The 18,947-nt window shown below is 68.4% G+C and carries 23 protein-coding genes and 3 pseudogenes; 11 read left to right on the forward strand and 15 right to left on the reverse strand.

Annotated features, from left to right (window positions below):
• The 5 genes and pseudogenes from ACFJGX_RS17935 to ACFJGX_RS17955 all read right to left on the reverse strand — a co-directional run bounded on the left by ACFJGX_RS17935 (position 1) and on the right by ACFJGX_RS17955 (position 2,714).
• Positions 1–699, reverse strand: a complete 699-nt coding sequence (locus ACFJGX_RS17935; RefSeq protein ID WP_382324734.1) for an enoyl-CoA hydratase/isomerase family protein — start codon at positions 697–699, stop codon at positions 1–3.
• The gene (locus tag ACFJGX_RS17940) at positions 675–836 is read right to left on the reverse strand and encodes a hypothetical protein (RefSeq protein ID WP_382328848.1); all 162 of its coding nucleotides are present in this window, start codon (positions 834–836) and stop codon (positions 675–677) included. The genes ACFJGX_RS17935 and ACFJGX_RS17940 overlap by 25 nt, the downstream gene beginning before the upstream one ends.
• Positions 837–857: 21 nt before the next feature.
• On the reverse strand, positions 858–1,016 hold the full coding sequence (locus tag ACFJGX_RS17945; protein WP_382328850.1) for a hypothetical protein: 159 nt from the start codon (positions 1,014–1,016) through the stop codon (positions 858–860).
• 91 nt (positions 1,017–1,107) lie between these two features.
• Positions 1,108–1,422 (reverse strand): annotated as a pseudogene (locus ACFJGX_RS17950) (aromatic-ring-hydroxylating dioxygenase subunit beta); the annotation flags it as partial.
• Positions 1,419–2,714: an aromatic ring-hydroxylating dioxygenase subunit alpha gene (locus tag ACFJGX_RS17955; protein WP_382158089.1), complete on the reverse strand. Its 1,296-nt coding sequence runs from the start codon at positions 2,712–2,714 to the stop codon at positions 1,419–1,421. The pseudogene ACFJGX_RS17950 and the gene ACFJGX_RS17955, both read right to left, overlap by 4 nt.
• Before the next feature lie 128 nt (positions 2,715–2,842).
• On the opposite strand from ACFJGX_RS17955, the gene ACFJGX_RS17960 reads away from it, so the two are divergent.
• From ACFJGX_RS17960 to ACFJGX_RS17970, 3 genes are all read left to right on the forward strand, one after another.
• Positions 2,843–3,163 (forward strand): 2Fe-2S iron-sulfur cluster-binding protein, encoded by a 321-nt coding sequence (locus ACFJGX_RS17960; RefSeq protein WP_382324730.1) that lies wholly within the window; start codon positions 2,843–2,845, stop codon positions 3,161–3,163.
• A gap of 157 nt (positions 3,164–3,320) precedes the next feature.
• The gene (locus tag ACFJGX_RS17965; RefSeq protein WP_382324728.1) at positions 3,321–3,596 is read left to right on the forward strand and encodes a BrnT family toxin; all 276 of its coding nucleotides are present in this window, start codon (positions 3,321–3,323) and stop codon (positions 3,594–3,596) included.
• On the forward strand, positions 3,586–3,846 hold the full coding sequence (locus ACFJGX_RS17970) for a BrnA antitoxin family protein (protein ID WP_382324726.1): 261 nt from the start codon (positions 3,586–3,588) through the stop codon (positions 3,844–3,846). Before ACFJGX_RS17965 ends, ACFJGX_RS17970 begins: the two co-directional genes overlap by 11 nt.
• Here ACFJGX_RS17970 and ACFJGX_RS17975 read toward each other — a convergent pair.
• From ACFJGX_RS17975 to ACFJGX_RS18005, 7 genes are all read right to left on the reverse strand, one after another.
• Entirely contained in the window at positions 3,812–4,750 is a 939-nt protein-coding gene (locus ACFJGX_RS17975; RefSeq protein WP_382324724.1) for an acyl-CoA thioesterase, read from the reverse strand. The two genes, ACFJGX_RS17970 and ACFJGX_RS17975, sit on opposite strands and share 35 nt — an antisense overlap.
• 3 nt (positions 4,751–4,753) lie before the next feature.
• Positions 4,754–5,506: an NAD(P)H-dependent oxidoreductase gene (locus ACFJGX_RS17980; RefSeq protein WP_382324722.1), complete on the reverse strand. Its 753-nt coding sequence runs from the start codon at positions 5,504–5,506 to the stop codon at positions 4,754–4,756.
• Between the two features lie 73 nt (positions 5,507–5,579).
• Positions 5,580–6,041 carry a hypothetical protein gene (locus ACFJGX_RS17985; RefSeq protein WP_382324720.1) on the reverse strand — a complete coding sequence of 154 codons (462 nt, stop codon included), beginning with the start codon at positions 6,039–6,041 and terminating at the stop codon, positions 5,580–5,582.
• Complete coding sequence (locus ACFJGX_RS17990; protein WP_382158100.1) at positions 6,038–6,385, reverse strand: hypothetical protein; 348 nt, start codon at positions 6,383–6,385, stop codon at positions 6,038–6,040. Before ACFJGX_RS17990 ends, ACFJGX_RS17985 begins: the two co-directional genes overlap by 4 nt.
• Positions 6,386–6,548: 163 nt before the next feature.
• Positions 6,549–6,863, reverse strand: a complete 315-nt coding sequence (locus tag ACFJGX_RS17995; RefSeq protein ID WP_382324718.1) for a hypothetical protein — start codon at positions 6,861–6,863, stop codon at positions 6,549–6,551.
• Positions 6,864–6,941: 78 nt separating this feature from the next.
• Complete coding sequence (locus ACFJGX_RS18000) at positions 6,942–7,358, reverse strand: phospholipase D-like domain-containing protein (protein WP_382326703.1); 417 nt, start codon at positions 7,356–7,358, stop codon at positions 6,942–6,944.
• Entirely contained in the window at positions 7,337–8,323 is a 987-nt protein-coding gene (locus tag ACFJGX_RS18005) for a phospholipase D-like domain-containing protein (RefSeq protein WP_382326705.1), read from the reverse strand. Before ACFJGX_RS18005 ends, ACFJGX_RS18000 begins: the two co-directional genes overlap by 22 nt.
• Before the next feature lie 106 nt (positions 8,324–8,429).
• Between ACFJGX_RS18005 and petA the strand changes: the two genes are divergently transcribed.
• Positions 8,430–9,014 carry a ubiquinol-cytochrome c reductase iron-sulfur subunit gene (gene petA, locus ACFJGX_RS18010; RefSeq protein WP_382324715.1) on the forward strand — a complete coding sequence of 195 codons (585 nt, stop codon included), beginning with the start codon at positions 8,430–8,432 and terminating at the stop codon, positions 9,012–9,014.
• 1 nt (position 9,015) lies between these two features.
• Here the strand turns inward: petA and ACFJGX_RS18015 are convergent, their stop codons facing one another.
• Entirely contained in the window at positions 9,016–9,747 is a 732-nt protein-coding gene (locus tag ACFJGX_RS18015; protein ID WP_382324713.1) for a response regulator, read from the reverse strand.
• A gap of 82 nt (positions 9,748–9,829) precedes the next feature.
• Between ACFJGX_RS18015 and ACFJGX_RS18020 the strand changes: the two genes are divergently transcribed.
• Together ACFJGX_RS18020 and ACFJGX_RS18025 are read left to right on the forward strand one after the other, a co-directional pair.
• Positions 9,830–11,902 (forward strand): ATP-binding protein, encoded by a 2,073-nt coding sequence (locus ACFJGX_RS18020; RefSeq protein ID WP_382324711.1) that lies wholly within the window; start codon positions 9,830–9,832, stop codon positions 11,900–11,902.
• Positions 11,903–11,992: 90 nt separating this feature from the next.
• The gene (locus ACFJGX_RS18025) at positions 11,993–12,352 is read left to right on the forward strand and encodes a hypothetical protein (RefSeq protein ID WP_382324709.1); all 360 of its coding nucleotides are present in this window, start codon (positions 11,993–11,995) and stop codon (positions 12,350–12,352) included.
• 3 nt (positions 12,353–12,355) lie between these two features.
• Here the strand turns inward: ACFJGX_RS18025 and ACFJGX_RS18030 are convergent.
• Together ACFJGX_RS18030 and hemP are read right to left on the reverse strand one after the other, a co-directional pair.
• A pseudogene (locus tag ACFJGX_RS18030) lies at positions 12,356–14,063 on the reverse strand (AMP-binding protein).
• Positions 14,064–14,205: 142 nt separating this feature from the next.
• Positions 14,206–14,442: a hemin uptake protein HemP gene (hemP, locus tag ACFJGX_RS18035; RefSeq protein WP_382324706.1), complete on the reverse strand. Its 237-nt coding sequence runs from the start codon at positions 14,440–14,442 to the stop codon at positions 14,206–14,208.
• Between the two features lie 381 nt (positions 14,443–14,823).
• On the opposite strand from hemP, the gene ACFJGX_RS18040 reads away from it, so the two are divergent.
• The 5 genes and pseudogenes from ACFJGX_RS18040 (at position 14,824) to ACFJGX_RS18060 (ending at position 18,946) form a co-directional block, all read left to right on the forward strand.
• Positions 14,824–15,531, forward strand: a complete 708-nt coding sequence (locus tag ACFJGX_RS18040; protein ID WP_382163982.1) for an ABC transporter substrate-binding protein — start codon at positions 14,824–14,826, stop codon at positions 15,529–15,531.
• Between the two features lie 113 nt (positions 15,532–15,644).
• The gene (locus ACFJGX_RS18045; RefSeq protein ID WP_382326707.1) at positions 15,645–16,229 is read left to right on the forward strand and encodes an ABC transporter permease; all 585 of its coding nucleotides are present in this window, start codon (positions 15,645–15,647) and stop codon (positions 16,227–16,229) included.
• A 13-nt stretch (positions 16,230–16,242) separates the two neighbouring features.
• Positions 16,243–16,956 (forward strand): ABC transporter permease, encoded by a 714-nt coding sequence (locus ACFJGX_RS18050; protein ID WP_291118681.1) that lies wholly within the window; start codon positions 16,243–16,245, stop codon positions 16,954–16,956.
• Between the two features lie 22 nt (positions 16,957–16,978).
• Positions 16,979–18,118 (forward strand): succinylglutamate desuccinylase/aspartoacylase family protein, encoded by a 1,140-nt coding sequence (locus ACFJGX_RS18055; protein WP_382326709.1) that lies wholly within the window; start codon positions 16,979–16,981, stop codon positions 18,116–18,118.
• A gap of 26 nt (positions 18,119–18,144) precedes the next feature.
• Positions 18,145–18,946 (forward strand): annotated as a pseudogene (locus ACFJGX_RS18060) (ABC transporter ATP-binding protein).
• Position 18,947: the final 1 nt, after the last annotated feature.

The following is an 18,947-nucleotide window of genomic DNA, read 5'->3' on the forward strand; positions in this document are numbered from 1 at the left end:
TCAGCGGCCCGTGAAGGTGGGCGCGCGTTTCTCGATCACGGCGGCCAGGCCCTCGCGCGCGTCGGCCATGCCCGAGAGGTCAGCCTGCATGCGGTTCTCTTCGGGCATGCAGGCGTCCACGCCGGAGCCCAGGCCGTTCCACAGCAGGCGCTTGGTGCCCGCGAGCGCGGCCGGCGCGCCGGCGGCGAGCTGGCGCGCCAGCGCGAAGGCTTCGCTCTGCAGTTGTTCGTCGTCCACCACGCGGGTGATCAGGCCCATGGCCAGGGCCTGCGGCGCGGTGATCACCGGGTTGAGCATCAGGATCTCCATCGCCTTGCGCAGGCCCACCAGCTGGGTGAGCGTGACGGAGACCCCCGCGTCGGGCACCATCGCCACGCGCGTGGCGCCGGCCAGGAATTTCGCCGAGGCACCGGCGACCACGAAGTCGGACGAGCACACCAGGCCCATGCCGCCGCCGCCGGCCGCGAAGCCGTGCACGGCGCTGACCACCGGCGCGTTGAGCCGCATCATCATGGAGGCAACGATCTGCAGGTAGGACGTGGCGATGCGGATGTAGTCCGGCAGCGCCTCGCCCTTGGAGAGGAAGGTGTGCACGTCGCCACCGGCGCAGAAGTTCTTGCCCTCGCCGGTGATCAGCACGGCGCGCACGCGGCTGTCGCCGTGCACCGCCGTCATCACCTCGTGCAGGCCCTTGAGCATGCGATGTCCAGGCCGTTGGCGGCCTCGGGCCGGTTCAGGCGGATGTGGGCCACGCCGTCGGCATGCAGCGCCAGCAGCGCCGGGCCTTCGCCGATCAGCACCTCGGGGGTTGGCGTTTTCTTGTCTTGTGGTGCCATGGGTGTGTCTCCTGGGGTGCGCTAGATGAGGAAGGCCATCGAGTACAGCGCGGTCTCGTTGTTGACCAGCACGACTTTCTTGCGCGCCATGCGCAGGGCATCGCCTTCGCGGCGCAGGGTGTATTCGTTGCGCGAGGCCCAGAGGGTGTCGCCCCGCGCCGGGGACGACTCGAACACCATGGCGTTGGAGGTGACCAGCAGTTCCTCGCCCTCGTGTTTTCAGGATCTCCACATTCGAGACCACGCGGCGCAGGCGCGACTGCGGCGTCTGGCTGTAGCGCTTGCCGGTGTGGAACTGGCGGATGCGCAAGGCAATGCGCGAGCGGTTGTCGTAGATGATGGACATTTCCTTTTCCGGGTCGCCGCCCTCGCCGTTGGCCGGGATCCAGTAGACGCCGTCGTCCGTCCACAGGGCTTCCCAGTCGTCGTAGGCGTGGTCGTCCTGGTAGCGCGCTTCGCGGTAGATGAACTGCGTGACCTCGTCGAGCAGGGAACGGGCATCGAGTGCCAGGGAGCTCATAGGAATACCTCCGCCCTGCGGGCTGCGGTGCGAACTTGTTTGGGAACGGCCCGGCACTGCGTTCATGCAGCCTCCATCATGGATTTGTAGTGGCGCCAGATGCCGCGCGAAGGGGTTTCGTCGGTGTTGTCGCTGATGCGGTAGCCGTTTTCATCCAGGCGCTCGCGGTGGCGGCCCCGGCCCAGGTAGAGCCACTCGGGGTTGCTGGACTGCACACCGAGCTGCGTGCGCTCGTACATGGCGGCGTCGTCGGCCAGCAGGAAACCGGCCGGGCCCACCGAGCCCATGGTCTGCTGGCGCAGGCGGCGGTTGATGTCGGGCGCGCCCTTGAACTGGATGGCGGTGACGTGCTGCACCGTGTGGTCCACCGACAGCGGCTGCAGCACGAACAGCTGAATCTCCGCGATGAACAGGTTGGGGAAGATCATGATGTGCGGCGTGCCGTCGATCATGATTTCGCGCGCCTTGTCCTTGCCGTAGGCCGCTTCCATCTGCGCGACGTAGGCCGGCAGCCGGTCGGCCGTGGTGCCGAACCAGCCCATGGGCACATCGCGCTTGCGGAACTCGGGCCGCAGGTCGTTTTCGGTGTGGCCCTTGCCGAAGTCGCGCGAAACGGCGGTGGAGTCGCTGTCGTACAGCGTGCCGATGCCGCTCTGCGCCACCTCGAAGATGGAGGCGTGCACGAACGAGGGGTGATAACCGTCGGTCTCGTTCTCGACCAGGAACTTCCAGTTGGCCTTGACCTTGTGCTTGAGGTAACCCGCCGTGACCTCGACCTCGCCCTCGGGCGAGTTCATGCACAGCGCGTCGATCGCGCCGGCGGCCGCGCCCAGGTGCTCCAGCAGCGACTCGCCCTCCTGCGCGAACGAGCCGAACACGAAACCCCGGTGCGAGGCCACGCGCGCCACCTTGCCCAGGCCGAGCTGGGAGCGGTCGGCGCCCTCGTAGCCCGAGGGAAACGGGTAGCCGCGCAGCGCGCCGTCGTTGGCGAAGGTCCAGCCGTGGTACGGGCAGGTGAAGGAGCGCGCGTTGCCCTTCTCCGTCATGCAGACGCGGTTGCCGCGGTGCGGGCAGCGGTTGTGCAGCAGATGGATCTGGCCGGACTTGTCGCGCGTCATGAGGATGGGCTCGGGGCCGATCGACTTCATCACGTAGTCGTTGGCGTTGGGCACCTCGCTCTCGTGGCCCACATAGACCCAGGTGCGGTACCAGATCTTCTGCAGCTCGGCCTGGTAGATCGCGGGGTCGGTGTAGAGGGAGCCGTGCACGTGGTCGTCGCGGACGAGGTCGTCCCAGCGAACGGCCGGGCCGGTCGCGGCAGCGGGCGCAATGGGAATCACATGGGCGCAGTTGCTCAAGGTGTCATCTCCGTGGTGTCGGGGGCGGATCGGGCTTGTTGTCCGTTTCCGATGGTGCAATAATAGTCCGACGAGACGGACTATGTCAAGCCATCGTCCACCGGTCCACCGAAAAGGAAATCGCTCCCATGCCCATCGTCACTTTCATCGAACACGACGGCACCGCCCGCCGCATCGACGCCCCCAACCAGCGCAGCCTGATGCAGATCGCGGTGGACAACGGCGTGCCCGGCATCCTCGGCGATTGCGGCGGCTCCTGCAGCTGCGCCACCTGCCACGGCTACATCGGCAGCGAGTGGGCGCCGCACCTGCCGCCCATTTCCGAGACCGAGGCCTTCATGCTCGAAGGCGTGCCCGAGCCACGCGAGACCAGCCGGCTGTGCTGCCAGCTGCGCATGAGCCCGGCGCTCGACGGCATCGTGGTGCACCTGCCGGCCGAGCAGGTCTGAACAGCGAGCCATTCGGACTCTCGCGGCCCGCCTCATCCTCCACCGATACGGGTGGGGGAACCCTGCTCTTCACACTCTTAGACTGCACGCGAACGTCGTGCAAGCGCCCTTGCCGAACGACGCGGTCGCCAAAACGGGTTTGTGTAGCTACAATAACATGCGTGTCACCTTCGATGCCGCCAAACGGGACCGAACACTTCTGGAGCGTGGACTGGATTTTTCCGATGCCGCCCTCGTGTTCGAGGGCACCACGCTCGAGATGGAAGACACGCGCAAGGACTACGGTGAGATCCGCATCATTTGTTATGGCCTGCTGGCAGGCCGCATGGTGGTGGTGGATTACACGCCGCGTGGCGCGGATCGCCACATCTTCAGCATGAGGAAAGCCAATGACCGCGAAAAAGACCGCATCGGCCCGCTCCTTGAAATCTGATCTGAAAAAGGTCGATGCCCACCGACTGCAGGCCTCGGAGTACGAGGAACTGCCCGAACTGACAGAAGACATGCTGGAGCGCGCCACGATCAACAAAGGCGGTCGCCCCAAGGCCTCTTTCACCAAAGTGCTGGTTTCCGTGCGCTACAGCCCCGAGGTCCTCGACTACTTCCGCAGCACCGGTGCCGGCTGGCAGGCCCGCATGGACGGTGTGCTCAAGGACTACGTGGCGCAACACGCTCGGCGGTGATGGCTGCCTGGGCATCGACAGGCTGGCTCACATAAGCCATCAGGCATTCCTGCGTCATCGACGCCAGCTGGCGGCCTTGCTGGTCGTGCACCGAGCCGATGGACAGGCCGCGCCCGGCCTGCGCGCACGGGCTGGTGCAGTCCACGTGCAGCCACTGGTCGGCGCGCACCGGGCGGTGCAGCCACAGCGCGTGGTTCAGGCTGGAGATGTAGAGCGGCCGGCCGTGGAGGTCGCGCAGGTGCAGGCCCAGCGCGGCGAAGTTGAGCCACCAGTCGGAGAGGTAGGCGAAGGCGGCGGCCTGGAAGCGCGCATCGTCCGGCAGCGGCTGGATCGCGCGCATCCAGAAGCGGAAGCGCCCGTTCATGTGGGTCTCGGCGAGCTGGCGCGTGGGGTCGGGCACGCGGAAGTCGATGCTGGGCTTGCGGTCCTGCGAGTAACCACCGAGCCGCGTCAGGTCGCCGATCAGCGCGCGGTCCACCTCGTCGAACCGGGGCAGATCCTCCGGCCGCTCGCCCAGGGGCGCGGTGCTCGGGCTGGCGTGGGTCGGCGCGTCCAGCGGCAGCGCGCAGGTGACCTGCGCGTCCAGCACCGTGCGGCCATTGCCCTGCGCGGCGCGCACGTGGCGCGAGCTGAAGCGCTTGCCTTCCTGCAGCACGGTCACGCCGAAGTCCACCGGCTCATGGGGCATCGCGCCTTGCAGGAAGAGGAACTGCATCATGGTCGCCTCGCGGCCGGCGGGCACGTCCATCAGCGCGGCCATCATGGCCTGCCCGAGCAGCTGGCCGCCGTACGAACGGCCGTTGAGGTTGGCGTCGCCGTGGCGGCTGCGCCAGCGCCCTTCGCCCAGACGGTCCAGCGTCAGCAAGGCTTCGATGTCGAGATCGCTCCAGGTGGCCTGTGGCATGGGTCAGGCCTCCGTGGACAGTCGGCGGTGCCCGGCCGTGCGCGGAGCGATCCCGGGTTTGAGCCGCCAGTCGGGGCCGAAGTCGGCCAGGGGGTGCGAGGGCATCACCTCTTCATGCTCGATGCCGCGCAACCGTGCCTCGTAGGCGTCGAGGTGGGCGTGCCGCTGGGCCTCGTCGGTGTACTGGATGGAGAAGCCCACGAAGGGCGGTAGCACCTGCAGGCCGCCGTAGCCGAAGGTGCCGTGCTGCAGGTGCCACAGGATCACGTCGCGCTGCCCCAGCAGGCCGTCGGCCTCCATCATGTCGGGGAAGCAGCCGGTGGTGAAGGCCAGCATGGCCTTGCGCCCCTTGAGCCCGCCGTTGTCGAAGCGTTTGCCGCCCGCACCGTACACGGTGCCGTTGACGAACACGCGGTCGATCCAGCCCTTGAGGATCGCGGGCACCGAGAACCACCACAGCGGGAACTGCAGGATCAACAGGTCGCAGGCCAGCAGCTTGTCGAGCTCGGCCTGGATGTCGGGCGTGAAGGTCTGGCGCTGCGAGGACTGCTTCTGCTCGCGGTCGTACTGCAAGGCATCGGGGAAGCGCCGCTCGGTGAAGTCATCGCCCGTCGCCACGGGGTTGAAACCCATCGCGTACAGGTCGGACACGACGACCTGGTGCCCGCAGGCCTGCAAGGTCTGGACGGAGCGGTCGAGCAGCGCCTTTCCGAAGGACCGGGGTTCCGGGTGGGCATAGACGATCAGCACATTCATGGCGGTCTTTCATTGGGGGTCGAATCCCAATAATAAACCGCCGCGTCTGATTATTTATAGAACAGGCGAGGCCCTAGGCGTCTCGTTCTGGCCCGGCTTGGTCGCGGGCACCTTCCACGCGGCGTTGGCGCGAGCGCTGCAGCAGCAGGCCCACGAGCACCATGGCCGCGGCCGAACCCGAAAGGCCGGGAGACATGAGCACCAGCCGCGCCAGGCCATCGACCGCTTCGACGCTGACCTGCTGTGCGTGATCGACCAGCGCCACGATGTCGGCGGATTGCACGTTGGGGATGTCCTCCAGCCGCACGTGGAACTCCTGCCAGCCACCGCGAAAACGGATCTTCGCGAAGACGCCGTCGGCGATCGCCACCAGCGACAGCACGCCCAGAGGGCGCAGCAACTGTTCCAGCATGTGGCCGCGTTCGGCCGGCAGCGCGGTGTCGTACACCTCGGCGACCAGCTCCGGGATGGCCCTGCCATTCGGGGCCTGGCGTGGATCGCCGCCGCCTGCGGACGGCTCGGTCGTCGGGTTCATGAGACCCGGCCTGACAGGGCTCGCATGAGGTCCAGCGCCGTTTCCAGGGCCTCCTCCGCGCGCAGGAACTCGTGGTGGCGGATGAACCAGGACGCCTCGTCCAGCGCGACCAGGGCATCGGCCACACCCACGGCGGACGTGGCATGCAGCGCGCGGCGGGCCTCGCGGATGGCCGAGATGGCCAGGCTGTCGTGGCTGCAATAGACGTCGACCTGCGCCCGCCGGACATGGTCCATGGCTTGCATCGACAGCGGCACAGCACCCGACTCGTGCAGCGGGGGGGTGTAGGCTGTGGCGCCGACCATCGCATCAACGAGCAGGAGCGCGGGGAGGTTGTTGGACATGTTCGGCCTTTCTGGTCGGTGGTTGGGATGAGGTTCACTCTGCGGCGGGCGTGGGAACGGGAGGTTGCAAACGACAACGCCGCAGATGACAAATGTCATTTGCGGCGCCGTGGCATGGTGGGGCGCGGCGGGGCGCTGCCGGCGCCCCACCCCGTTGCGTGCGTCAGCCCGCGGCTTTCTGCTCGGTCGGCATGGCCTTCTGCTTGTGTGTCGCCTTCTTGGCGACGTGCTTCTTGTGCGGGGCCTTGGCGGCCTTGTGCTTTTCGGCCGGCATGGTCTTGGGCATCGCGGTGGTCGCGGGGGCGGCCGCCGGGCTTGGCATGGCGGGTTTGGGCGAACTGTCCATGGTGCTTTGCGCAAAAGCGCTGGCCCCCATGGCGGCAATCGCGGCGGTGATGAGGACGGTACGTAATTTCATTCGAAGCTCCAGGTTCGCAGCGGTCTTGGATTGCGGTCGATGCTGCGTTTCGTCAACCACGGTTCCGATGCTGGTGGCCCGGTGTGCTTCGCCGGTGTCAATCCACCCGTTGGCACATTTCACTTGCAATCGCGGGGATCAGAGCTGGAACCCCAGCCACAGCAGCATGCCTTCGGCGATGTCGCGCGCGAGCCCGGGTGCGGTGGCCACGTAGGGCTGTGCCGTGCCGCGCTCCTGGTCGAACCAGTCGGCGAACCGCTGCACGTCGGCCGGCGGGTGGAAGGCGCACATCAGCTCGTAGTTCAGCAACAGGCTGCGGCTGTCCAGATTGGCCGAGCCGCACAGGGCCAGCGTCTGATCGAACACCGCGAGCTTGGCGTGCATCATCCCGGGCGCGAGCCAGATCCGGCCGCCGGCCTGGGCCAGCGAGCGCAAGGCCCGGCCCCGCGCCATGTCCGAGAGCCGGTGGTTGGAGCGGGCGGGCACCAGCAGGTCGACCACCACACCGCGCCGCGCGGCCAGGCACAGCGCCATCAGCAGCGCCGCGTCGGGCACGAAGTACGGTGTGCCAGGGCGATGCGGGCCTTCGCCCGGTAGGCCGCCGTCAGCAGCAGCGCCAGCACGGTGTCGTCCGCCTGGTCCGGCCCCGAGGCGACGAGCTGGGCACCTTCCCCGGCCTGCGCGCTGGCGTGGAGGACTTCGCGCGGAAGGGACGGCAGGCCCCGGGCGAAGCGCCAGTCGTGTTCGAACAGCTCGCTCGCCTGCTGCACCAGCGCACCGCCCAGGTCGAAGCTCAGATCGCGCCAGGGCGCCTGCCCGGCTGAACCCATGAAGTACTCGGCGGCCAGGTTGCGGCCACCGCACCACAGGCGGGCCGAGGGCAGGCCCGCGTCGGCGATCAGCATCTTGCGGTGGTCGCGCAGGTTGGTGCGCCCCCGGATCGGCGAGCGCAGCGGCGGCACGAAGCGCACGAACTCGGCCCCCGCGCGGGTCAGGCGGTCGAGGCTCGGGGGACGCTGCATCAGGCTGCCCATGCCGTCGAGCAGCAGGCGCACGCGAACGCCCTGCCCGGCCTTGGCCGTCAAGCGGTCGACCACCGCCTGCCCCGGCCCCTCACGCCCCAGGATGAAGGTGCACAGATCGAGGGTGGCCTGCGCGCCGTCGATCGTGCGCATCAAGGCCTCCTGGGCTTGGCGGCCATCGCGGTGCAGCCGCAGGTCGCGGTAGGCGGCGGGTGCGGGCTGTCCGAGCGAGACGATGGTGCCGGCCGCCCAGCCATCGCCCGAGGCCAGTGGGCGCGGCGCGGTGCCCGCGAGGGAGGCCGGTCGGGCGAGCTTGCGCGAACCGAGCAGAAGGAACGCCGGCAGGGCCACATAGGGCAGCAGCACGATGAACAGGACCCAGGCGATCGCCGACGCGGGCGGCCTGCGCTGGCGCATCGCGTGCGAGCTGAAGACGTAGACCAGGACCGCCAACGAGACGGCGAGGCCGTGCAGTGTCAGCCAATGGCTGGGCAACATGTCACTTGTCATCTGCCTTTGCGCTCCATGCAATACCGCCCAGGCCGGGCAAGCGCAGTATCCCCTCATGTCCAGGCTCCCTCCTGGAACCCCGAGGAACCCCACCATGCCCACCGACCCCCAACGGCGCATCTGGATGGTGACCACCGCCAGCCTGGGTGGCGCGGCGGCGGTGGTCGCGGCCTACCCGTTCGCCGCGTCGTTCGCCCCGAGCGAGCGGGCCAAGGCGGCCGGCGGGCCGGTGGAGGTCGATGTCTCGACCCTGGCTCCCGGGGCCACCACCATCGTCGAGTGGCGGGGCAAACCGGTGTGGGTCGTGCACCGCACGGCCGAGATGGTGGCCGCGCTGCAGGGCCACGACGCCGAGCTGGCCGACCCGCAGTCGAACCGCAACCAGCAGCCCGCCTATGCCCGGAATCCGGCCCGTTCGATCAAGCCCGAGTTCTTCGTCGCCGTGGGCATCTGCACCCACCTGGGCTGCTCGCCCACCTCGGTGCCGGCAGGCACCGGCAATCCCGGCCTGCCCGCCGACTGGCCCGGTGGTTTCTTCTGCCCCTGCCACGGCTCGACCTTCGATGGCGCGGGACGGGTGTTCAAGAACAAGCCGGCACCGAGCAACCTCGAGGTGCCGCCGCACCGCTACGCGAGCGCCACGCAACTCGTGATCGGCGACGACGACGCACCCGCGTGAATCAGAACAGCGTCTCGACCTCGCTGGCCAGCAGGTAGCCCGCGCCGCGCTCGGTGAGGATCAGCGTGGGGTTGGTGGCGTCGGCTTCGATCTTGAGGCGCAGGCGGCGGATCTGCACGTCGATCGTGCGGTCGTAGACCTCGGCTTCATGCAGGCGCGACATCGACAACAACTGATCGCGGCTCAGCACGCGCCGCGGCGCCCGGCACAGCGCGTTGAGCAGGCTGAATTCGCCGTTGGACAGCTCCACCGACTGGCCCGCCGGCGACACCAGGCGGCGGGTGCGCAGGTTCAGCTCCCAGCCCGAAAAGCGGTAGGCGCGCCGCGTGTTGTCGCGCTCGGGCAGCGTGGCCTGCACCTGGTAGCGGCGCAGCACCGCGCGCACGCGAGCGAGCAGCTCGCGGGGGCTGAACGGTTTGGTGACGTAGTCGTCCGCGCCCAGCTCCAGGCCCATGACGCGATCGGCCTCCTCGCTGCGCCCGGTCAACAACACGATGGGCACGGTGGCCCGTTCGCGCAAGGCGCGGGCCAGCAGCATGCCGTCCTCGCCGGGCAACCTGAGGTCCAGCAACACGAGGTCGATGGCCTCGCGGTCGAACAGCGCGAACATCTCCGCCCCCGAACACCCGGCGCTCACGCGCATGTCGTTCTTGCTGAGGTACTCGACCACCAGGTCGCGCACGTCCGCGTCATCGTCGATCACGAGAATGTGGGGAACGGTGGTGGTGCTCATCGTGTGGCGCCCAATGTAGCGCAAGCCACCGCTCGGGACACGCGGCGGCGCATACTGGACACCCATGCGCACAGGTGCCTCGTTGAACCGATCGACCCCTGACACCACCTTCCGACCGCGAGCCTCGGGCCTCCCGTGGCTGTTCGCACTGGCGCTGTGGTTGCTGCTGGTGGCGGTCACCTCGCTGGCGCTCTGGCAGTTGCACCGCAGCGCACTGGAGAGCCAGGGACGGGAAATGGCCCTGCTCTCCCTGGCGCTGACCGACGAACTCGATCGCGGCTTGCAGGGCGCCGAAGAGGGTTTGCAGGCATTGGCCCTGGAACTCGGCCGGCGCCGACTGCCCACGGTGGACAGCCAGACCGTCCAGGCGCTGCAGACGCGAGCGGCCCTGATGCCGCTGGTGACCACGCTCTGGCTGCTGGACAAGGACCAGGCGCCGATCGCCTCGTCCGAGGCCACGGCCCCGCCGGACCTGCAGACCTTCCTGCCACGGCTGGACTCGCTCGCCGAAGGGGCCACCGCCCTGAGCCAGCCCTTCGTGCCGGCCGGGGGGTCGCAGGCGCAGGTCGCGCTGGCGTTTCGCGTGGGCGCCGTGCACGGCCACCCGGGCGGCTGGATCGTCGCCGCCATGCCGGCCAACCAGTTGCTGGGCGCCTTTGGCGTGGCCCTGCCCGCGGCCGACGCGCGCATGGCCATCTTCCGCCGCGATGGCGCGCTGCTCGCGGGGGTCAACGTCGGGCTGCTGCGAGCCGATGAGGCCGGACTGGCGCAGCGCCCTCGCCTGGCCAGGCAGCGCTTCAGCGATGGCAGCGAGCACCTGGTCGGCTCGCACCGGGTGCCGCGCTACGGCCTGGATGTCGTGGTGTCCCGGGAACTCGCCGCCGTGCTTCAGGGCTGGCGTGGCGCGCTGCAGCTGGCCATCGCCGCGCTGGCCTTCCTGCTGGTCACCATGGCAGCAGCGGTGCACTTCGTGACGCGGTCCGAACGGCAGCGGCTGGCGGCGCAGCAAGCCCTTCAGGTGCAACTGGCCCGCACCAGCCGGCTCGAGGCCCTGGGCGCCCTGGCCGGCGGCGTCTCGCACGACTTCAACAACGTGCTGGCCGGCATCGTCGGGTACGGGGAAATGGCGCAGGACGCCGCCGCGCCCGGCAGCGACCAGGCCCGGCACCTGGACAAGGTGCTGCAGGCCGCCCAGCGCGGCCAGTTGCTGATCGAACGCATCCTCTCGTTCAGCCGGGGCGGCGCGCGCACCTCGGCCGTCTTCGAGCTGGAGCCGGTGGTCGAGGAGGTGCTGACGCTGCTGACCGCCTCGCTGCGTCCGGGGGTGGTGCTGGAACGGATGCTCGCCGCGCCCGGCGCGCGGCTGCGCGGCGACGCGACACAGGTCTTCGAGGCGGTCATGAACCTGTGCACCAACGCCATGCAGGCCATGCCCGATGGCGGCATGCTCAGCGTCCAGCTCGAGCGCCGGCAGGTCACCACGCCCCAGGTGCTGTCCCACTCGCCGCTGCCCGCTGGCGACTACCTGGCGCTGGGCGTGACCGACCAGGGCGTGGGCATCACGCCCGAGGTCATGGAGCACCTGTTCGAGCCTTTCTTTTCCGCGCGCGGCACCCAGGGCGGCACGGGGCTGGGCCTGGCGGTGGTCTTCGGCGTGGTGGCGGAGTTCGGCGGCGGGATCGACGTCGACAGCCTGCCGGGCCAGGGTGCGCGCTTCACGCTCTACCTGCCCGAATGCACCGACGCCGTTCCCGAATCGACCGCGGCTTCCACGCCCGTGCCCGCCGGCGCCGGCCAACGCCTGCTGGTGGTGGACGACGAGCCGGGGCTGCTGGCGCTGGCCCAGGAGATGCTGACGGGCCTGGGTTACGAGCCCGTGTGCTTTGACGATGCCGGCGACGCGCTGCAGGCGGTGACCGAGGCGCCGCAGCGGTATGCCGCCGTGATCACCGATGAACGCATGCCCGGCCTGAGCGGCACACAGTTCGCCAGCACCTTGCGGGCGCGCTCGCTGCAACTGCCGGTGGTGCTCGTCAGTGGCTACGGCGGGGCGTTGCTGGCCCGCCGCGCCAGCGACTCGGGCGTGACCCGCGTTCTGATGAAACCCCTGCGGCGCGACGAACTCGCTCGCACCCTCGCCGAACTGATCCCCTGACGGGCGGGTCTGTCCGCCTTTGTGTCAGATGGCACACAAGCACCCGGACCGCGACACATGGCTCGGCAGCCCAAGGACCAAGATGCGCCCATGATGGATGCCGACACCCTCGCAGAAGGCCAGGACACCCGATCGCGGCTGCTGATCCATGCCTGTGCCGACGAGACCCGCTGGTCCGTGCCCGTCCTGTGGCGGCGCATGCTGGCGCGGGTGCGCGGCGCGCCGCCCGCTGACCGGGCCCTGCCCACGCTGGAAATCCACGATCTGCCGGGGCGCCGTCTGCTCACCCTCACCAACGCGGGCGCCCCTCTGATCGACATGGTGCTGCCGACGGGCACCTACCACGTCACCGCGCTGACCGGCGAGAACCGCCGCAGCTACACGGTGGTGCTGGCGCAGGACGCCACGACCGAACTCCACCTGCTGCCGGCCCATTCGCGCCGGCATTGAGGGTCAGCGCTGGGCGCGCGCCGGGAAATCGTCTTCCTGAAAGGCCTGCCCGCCGCGCGAGCCCGCGGCCACCCGCTGGGCCTCTTCGGTGCGCAACTGCACGCGCCGGATCTTGCCCGACACGGTCTTGGGCAGTTCCTGCACGAACTCCAGCCGCCGGATGCGCTTGTACGGCGCGAGGTGCTCGCGCGAGAACGCAAAGAGGGCCTGCGCCAGTTCCGGGCTGCGCCACCACCCCGGGCCGCAGGATCAGGTAGGCCTTGGGCACCGCGAGTCGCACCGGATCGGGGCTGGGCACCACGGCCACCTCCATCACCGCCTCGTGCTCCATCAAGGCGCTTTCCAGCTCGAAGGGGCTGATGCGGTAGTCCGAGGCCTTGAACACGTCGTCGGCGCGGCCCACGAAGGTGATGTAGCCGTCGGCATCGCGCTGGGCGATGTCGCCCGTGTGGTAGTGACCGTCGCGCATCGCGCTGCTGTTCTGCGACTCGCTGCCCTGGTAACCCGCCATCAGGCCCAGCGGTCGCTGCGCCAGCGGCAGCGACACCTCGCCTTCGCTCGCGGCTTGTCCGTCCACGTCGAGCAGCTCGATGCGGTAACCAGGCAGAGGCCGCCCCATGGAGCCCGGCTTGAGCAACTGGCCCGGCGGGTTGCCCACCTGCGCCGTGGTTTCGGTCTGGCGATAGCCGTCGCGCAGGTCCAGGCCCCACGCGGCGCGCACCTGTTCGATGATCTCGGGGTTGAGCGGCTCGCCGGCGCCAATGAGTTCGCGCAGGCTCAGGCGCTCGCGCCGCGCCGCCAGGTCTTCCTGGATCAGCATGCGCCACACCGTCGGCGGCGCGCACAGGCTGGTCACGCGGTGGCGTTCCAGCACGGACAGCAGGCCGGGGGCGTCGAAGCGCGCGTAGTTGAAGATGAAGATGCAGGCCCCGGCGTTCCAGGGCGCGAAGAAGCAGCTCCAGGCGTGCTTGGCCCAGCCCGGCGACGAGATGTTCAGGTGCACGTCACCCGGCAGCAGGCCGATCCAGTACATGGTGGCCAGGTGCCCGACGGGGTAACTCTGGTGCGTGTGCAGCACCAGCTTGGGCTTGGACGTGGTGCCGGAGGTGAAGTACAGCAGCAGCGGGTCGGTGGCGCGCGTGGGGCCATCGGGCGTGAAGGCCGTGGCGGCCTGCGCCGCGTCCTCGAAGCGCAGCCAACCGGCCACGCCCTCCCCCACGCTGATGCGCGTGTAGTCGCCCGCGAGGCCGTCGAACTTGCCCGTCTGCGCGCTGGCCGCGACCACGTGCCGCACCTGGCCGCGCTCCAGCCGGTCGCGCAGGTCGTGGGCGGTCAGCAAGGCGGTGGCCGGGATCAGCACGGCACCCAGTTTCATCGCCGCGAGCATCACCTCCCACAGCGCCAGCTCGTTGCCAAGCATGAGCAGGATGCGGTCGCCCCGCTGCACGCCGATGGCGCGCAGGTGGTCGGCGACCTGCGAGGAGCGCTCGGCCATCTGAGAGAAGGATCGTTTCACCTCGCTGCCGTCGTCGCCCACGATGTGCAGGGCGGTGGCGCCGTTGCCGCGCGCCATCGCGTCGAAGTGGTCCAGCGCCCAGTTGAACTCGCCCAGCACGGGCCACTGGAAATCGCGGTAGGCGCGCTCGTAGTCCAGTCGGTGGGTGAGCAGGAAATCGCGAGCGGCCAGAAAGGAAGCAGTGGAATCTGTCATGGTTCCTCGGATGTCTTGGGGCGGGACATCCGGATTCTGCTTGAACTCAGCGGGGGAAAAAATGCATGGCTGGCCGGCATCACCGATGGCTAGCAAAAACGACACCTGAGAACCAAGCCCCAGGGTCGCCCCACGAAAAAAACTATTTGGTCAGGATCAGCTTGCCCAGCTTGGTGGATTGCAGCTTGTACATCGATCCGTTGTGCGCGATCTGCACGCACTTGCCACCCTGCAGCAGCGACAGGCTGTCGATGCTCGAAAGCCCATCGAGCACGCTCGGCGCGACCTGGGTCTGCGCCTCGTCCGCATCGACAGCGGACACGGCGGCAACACGTCGCGGCACGCGCAACAGCGGACGGGTGATCGACAAAGTCTGCATGGCATCGGCTCCTGGGTGGTCAGTGCATGCAGTGTACCCCATAAATGCGACTGATTCTCATTTATAAAAAATAAACTGCGCGCTGATGCAGGATCCGGACGCACCAACATGGGCCGGCTCGGTTGTTGCTATGGCTATACGGGGAAACACCGGGATCGCCCGTCCGTCTGCCGATGGGCCCAGATTTACAATGTGAAAGCCCGTCACTGCCGCATTCAGCGGCGTTCAAACGAAAGACATTTCATGAAGAACCTCTTCCTTTCCCTGAGCCTGATTGGCGCCGCCGCCTTGGTTGGTTGCGGAAAATCCGAAACGCCGGCGCCCGAAGCCGCCCCGGCAGCTCCCGCTGCGGCACCCGCCGCCGCTCCCGCCCCGGCCGAGATGCCGGAACTCAAGGTGGCGATCGACCCGACCTACGAACCCTTCACCTTCAAGACCGCCGACGGCAAGCCCACGGGCTTCGACGTCGACATCGCCGAAGCACTGTGCAACCAGATCAAGCGCAAGTGCGTGTACGTCGAACAGGTGTGGGACAGCATGATTCCCGGCCTGCAAGCCAAGAAGTACGACGCGATCATCAGCTCCATGTCCATCACCGAAGAGCGCCTGCAGGTCGTGGACTTCACGGACAAGTACTACTTCACCCCCAGCCGCATCGTGGTCAAGACCGGCACGGCCTACACCGACCCGGCTTCGCTCAAGGGCAAGAAGATCGGCGTGCTCAAGGGCAGCACGCAAGAGAAGTACGCCATGGGTGAACTCAAGCCCGCGGGCGTGAGCATCGTCCCCTACGAAGCCCAGGACCAGGTCTACCTCGACATCAAGTCCGGCCGCCTGGATGGCACCGTGGCCGACCAGGTGGAAGTCAATGGCGGTTTCCTGCGCAAGCCCGAAGGCGCGGGTTACGGCTTCGTCGGCCCCGTGCTGAACGAGGCCAAGTACTACGGCACCGGCGTGGGCGTGGCGCTGCGCAAGGGCGAGACCGCGCTCAAGGACGAACTCAACGCGGCCATCAAGGCCATCCGCTCCAACGGCGTCTACGACACGGTCGCCAAGAAGTACTTCGACTTCGACGTGTACGGCAACTAAGCCGTCCCCGTTTTGTCCGGCTACTTCGCCTCGATCCTGCAGGGCGCCCTCCTCACGGTGGGCGTTTCCCTGGCCGCCTTGCTGGTGGCATCCTGCTGGGCCTGCTGGGCGCGGTGGCGAAGCTCTCCGGCCGCCCCCTCCTGGTGGGGCTGGCCACCGTCTACACCACGCTGGTTCGGGGCATCCCCGAGCTGGTGCTGATGCTGCTGATCTTCTACGGCGGCACCATCGGTCTCAACCACCTGCTGGCTGCGTCGGGCAGCAAGGGGTCGGTGGACATCAATCCCTTCCTCGCCGGTGTGCTCACCATCGGGTTCATCTACGGCGCCTACATGACCGAGACCTTCCGGGGCGCCATCCTTTCGATTCCGAAGGGCCAGATGGAAGCCGCCTGGGCCTTCGGCATGGGGCCGGTGCGCACCTTCCTGCGCATCACCGCGCCGCAGATGGTGCGCTACGCCCTGCCCGGCTTCACCAACAACTGGCTGGTGCTGATCAAGGCCACCGCGCTGATCAGCCTGATCGGCCTGAAGGAAATGACCTACCTGGCCAAGCAGGCCAGCGCGGCCACCCGCGAGCCCTTCACCTTCTTCCTGTTCGCCGCCGCGCTGTTCCTGATCTACACCTCGGTGTCGCTCTGGGCGCTGCGCCGGCTGGAACGGCGCTTCAGCCTCGGCGTGAAACGCGCCCACACCTGATGGACACCCGCACATGAAGTGGGAAGTCATCTTCCAGCCCGCCAACCTCGCCATGTACGGCGAGGGCCTGATCACCACCTTGTGGCTGCTGCTGTCCTCGCTGGGCGTGGGCGCGGTGCTCGCCCTGCTGTTCGCGCTGGCCCTCACCAGTTCCATCGCGCCGCTGCGCTGGGTCGTCGGCGCCTACACCTATGTGATCCGCGGGACGCCGCTGCTGATCCAGCTCTACCTCATCTACTACGGCCTGGCGCAGCTGGACTGGATCCAGGCGCGCTGGAACGACGTCTGGCCCTGGACGCATTTCAAGGAACCGTTCTTCTGCGCCCTGCTGGCCTTCAGCCTGAACACGGCGGGCTACACCGCCGAGATGCTGGCGGGCGCCATCCGCGAAACCGCCGCGGGCGAGATCGAGGCCGCCCAGGCCATGGGCATGAGCCCGGCCATGGCGATGCGCCGCATCGTCCTGCCCAGCGCCATGCGCCGCACGCTGCCCGCCTACAGCAACGAGGTGGTGATGATGCTGCACGCCACCAGCCTGGCCAGCACGGTGCCGGCCATGCTGGACGTGACCGCCGCCGCCAGCCGCATCTATTCCGACTACTACCTGCCGTTCGAGGCCTACATCTTCGCGGCCGCGATCTACCTCACCATCACGTTCAGCCTGGTGGGCATGTTCAAGCTGGCCGAAAGGCGTTTCCTGGCCCATCTGGCCCCGCGCGGGCATTGAGCGCCGAGAACCAGGCCGCCCCATGCAACGCATCGAGTACCCCCTGCTGAGCCCCAGCCTGGGCAGCCAGAAGACCCTTGTGGGGTTCCACTTCGGCACGCCCGGTGCCCGGCCCAAGGTCTACATCCAGGCCAGCCTGCACGCCGAGGAACTGCCCGGCATGCTGGTCGCCCACCACCTGCGCCAGCAGCTGGAAGCCGCCGAGAAGGCCGGGCCGCTGCGGGGAGAGGTGATTCTGGTGCCGGCGGCCAACCCGATCGGCCTGAGCCAGCGGCTGAACCATCGGCCCCTGGGCCGCTTCGAGTTCGACACCGCGCAGAACTTCAACCGGCACTATCCCGACATGGCCGCCGCCGTGCTGACCGACGCCATCCCCCGCATGGGCGCGGACGCGAAGGCCAATGTGCGCACCGTGCGCCAGCTGGTCGGCCAGTGGCTGAACCAGTGGCAAGCGACCAGCGAACTCGACAGCCAGCGCCGGCAGCTGCTGCTGCTCTCGCACGACGCCGACCTGGTGCTCGACCTGCATTGCGACACCGAAGCCGTCATGCACCTGTACAGCGAGGAGGCCTGCTGGCCGCCCTTCGAACCGCTGGCGCGCCTGCTGGGCTGCCAGGCCGTGCTGCTGGCGAAAGAGTCGGGCGGCGGGCCGTTCGACGAACGCCTCTCCGGTCTCTGGTGGCAACTGGCCGCCGCCTTGCAAGCCGCGGGCGTCAAAGCTCCCCTGCCCCAGGCCTGCGCGAGCACGACGGTGGAGCTGCGCGGCGAAGCGGATGTCTCGCACGACCACGCGCGCCAGGATGCGCAAGCCATCCTCGCCTTCCTGGCGCACGCTGGTGTCCTGCATGCCGGCGCACCGGCGACGCTGCCGCCCCTGGCCTGCCAGCCCACGCCGCTGGCGGGTTCGCAGACGCTGCGCTCGCCCGTGCCCGGTGTGCTGGTCTTTCTCGTGCAGCCCGGCGCCACCCTGGCGGTGGGCGACGTGGTGGCCGAGGTCATCGACCCCACCGCCCCGGCGGCCGCGCGCGTGCACGAAGTGCGCGCCGAGGTGGCCGGTGTGCTGTACGCCGCCGTGCGCGAACGTTATGTGGTTTCGGGCGGCGAGGTCGGCAAGATCGCTGGCGAGACGCCGTTCCGCTCGGGCGACCTGCTGGGCGCCTGAGTTTTTCTTTTCATCGGGCATCGAACATGACTGCAGAACCCACCGCCAACCGAACGCCCGGCCGCCCTCTTCTGGAGGTGCAGGACATCCACAAGCGCTTCGGCGCCAACGAAGTGCTCAAGGGCGTCTCCCTGCAAGCCAATGCGGGCGACGTGATCAGCCTGATCGGCAGCTCGGGCTCGGGCAAGAGCACGCTGCTGCGCTGCATCAACCTGCTGGAGCACCCCAACAGCGGGCGCATCGTGCTCGGTGGTGAAGAGCTGCAGCTCAAGGCCGACCGCCACGGCGAACTGCGCGCGGTCAACGCCGCGCAGCTGCAGCGCCTGCGCACCAAGCTGGCCATGGTGTTCCAGCACTTCAACCTCTGGGCCCACATGACGGTGTTGCAGAACATCATCGAGGCGCCGGTCAACGTGCTGGGCATCCCGAAAGAAAAAGCGGTGGAGACCGCGCGCCGCTACCTGGAGCGCGTGGGCCTCAAAGGCGTGGAAGACCGCTACCCCTCGCACATGAGCGGTGGCGCAGCAGCAGCGCGTGGCGATCGCCCGCGCGCTTGCGGTGGAGCCGGACGTGATGCTGTTCGACGAACCCACCAGCGCGCTCGACCCCGAACTCGTGGGCGAGGTGCTGCGCGTGATGAAGCTGCTGGCCGAGGAAGGCCGCACCATGGTGGTGGTGACGCACGAAATGGGCTTCGCGCGCGAGGTGTCCTCGCACCTCATCTTTCTGCACAAGGGCTGCATCGAGGAACAGGGCGTGCCCAAGGAGGTGCTGGCCCGGCCCAAGAGCGAACGGCTCGCGCAGTTCCTCTCGGGCAACCTGAAGTAAG

This window comes from Hydrogenophaga sp. UC242_50 (genome assembly GCF_042697355.1).
Taxonomy (GTDB): Bacteria; Pseudomonadota; Gammaproteobacteria; order Burkholderiales; family Burkholderiaceae_C; genus Hydrogenophaga.

Coding starts and splice junctions, on each gene's coding strand:
- ACFJGX_RS17935 (WP_382324734.1), bottom strand. CDS start 699: ATGCTCAAGGGCCTGCACGAGGTGATGACGGCGGTGCACGGCGACAGC.
- ACFJGX_RS17985 (WP_382324720.1), bottom strand. CDS start 6,041: ATGAACCCGACGACCGAGCCGTCCGCAGGCGGCGGCGATCCACGCCAG.
- ACFJGX_RS17980 (WP_382324722.1), bottom strand. CDS start 5,506: ATGAATGTGCTGATCGTCTATGCCCACCCGGAACCCCGGTCCTTCGGA.
- ACFJGX_RS18040 (WP_382163982.1), top strand. CDS start 14,824: ATGCCGGAACTCAAGGTGGCGATCGACCCGACCTACGAACCCTTCACC.
- ACFJGX_RS17965 (WP_382324728.1), top strand. CDS start 3,321: ATGCGTGTCACCTTCGATGCCGCCAAACGGGACCGAACACTTCTGGAG.
- ACFJGX_RS18050 (WP_291118681.1), top strand. CDS start 16,243: ATGAAGTGGGAAGTCATCTTCCAGCCCGCCAACCTCGCCATGTACGGC.
- ACFJGX_RS18005 (WP_382326705.1), bottom strand. CDS start 8,323: ATGTTGCCCAGCCATTGGCTGACACTGCACGGCCTCGCCGTCTCGTTG.
- ACFJGX_RS18025 (WP_382324709.1), top strand. CDS start 11,993: ATGATGGATGCCGACACCCTCGCAGAAGGCCAGGACACCCGATCGCGG.
- ACFJGX_RS18055 (WP_382326709.1), top strand. CDS start 16,979: ATGCAACGCATCGAGTACCCCCTGCTGAGCCCCAGCCTGGGCAGCCAG.
- ACFJGX_RS18015 (WP_382324713.1), bottom strand. CDS start 9,747: ATGAGCACCACCACCGTTCCCCACATTCTCGTGATCGACGATGACGCG.
- ACFJGX_RS17975 (WP_382324724.1), bottom strand. CDS start 4,750: ATGCCACAGGCCACCTGGAGCGATCTCGACATCGAAGCCTTGCTGACG.
- ACFJGX_RS17940 (WP_382328848.1), bottom strand. CDS start 836: ATGGCACCACAAGACAAGAAAACGCCAACCCCCGAGGTGCTGATCGGC.
- ACFJGX_RS17945 (WP_382328850.1), bottom strand. CDS start 1,016: ATGGTGTTCGAGTCGTCCCCGGCGCGGGGCGACACCCTCTGGGCCTCG.
- petA (WP_382324715.1), top strand. CDS start 8,430: ATGCCCACCGACCCCCAACGGCGCATCTGGATGGTGACCACCGCCAGC.
- hemP (WP_382324706.1), bottom strand. CDS start 14,442: ATGCAGACTTTGTCGATCACCCGTCCGCTGTTGCGCGTGCCGCGACGT.
- ACFJGX_RS17960 (WP_382324730.1), top strand. CDS start 2,843: ATGCCCATCGTCACTTTCATCGAACACGACGGCACCGCCCGCCGCATC.
- ACFJGX_RS17990 (WP_382158100.1), bottom strand. CDS start 6,385: ATGTCCAACAACCTCCCCGCGCTCCTGCTCGTTGATGCGATGGTCGGC.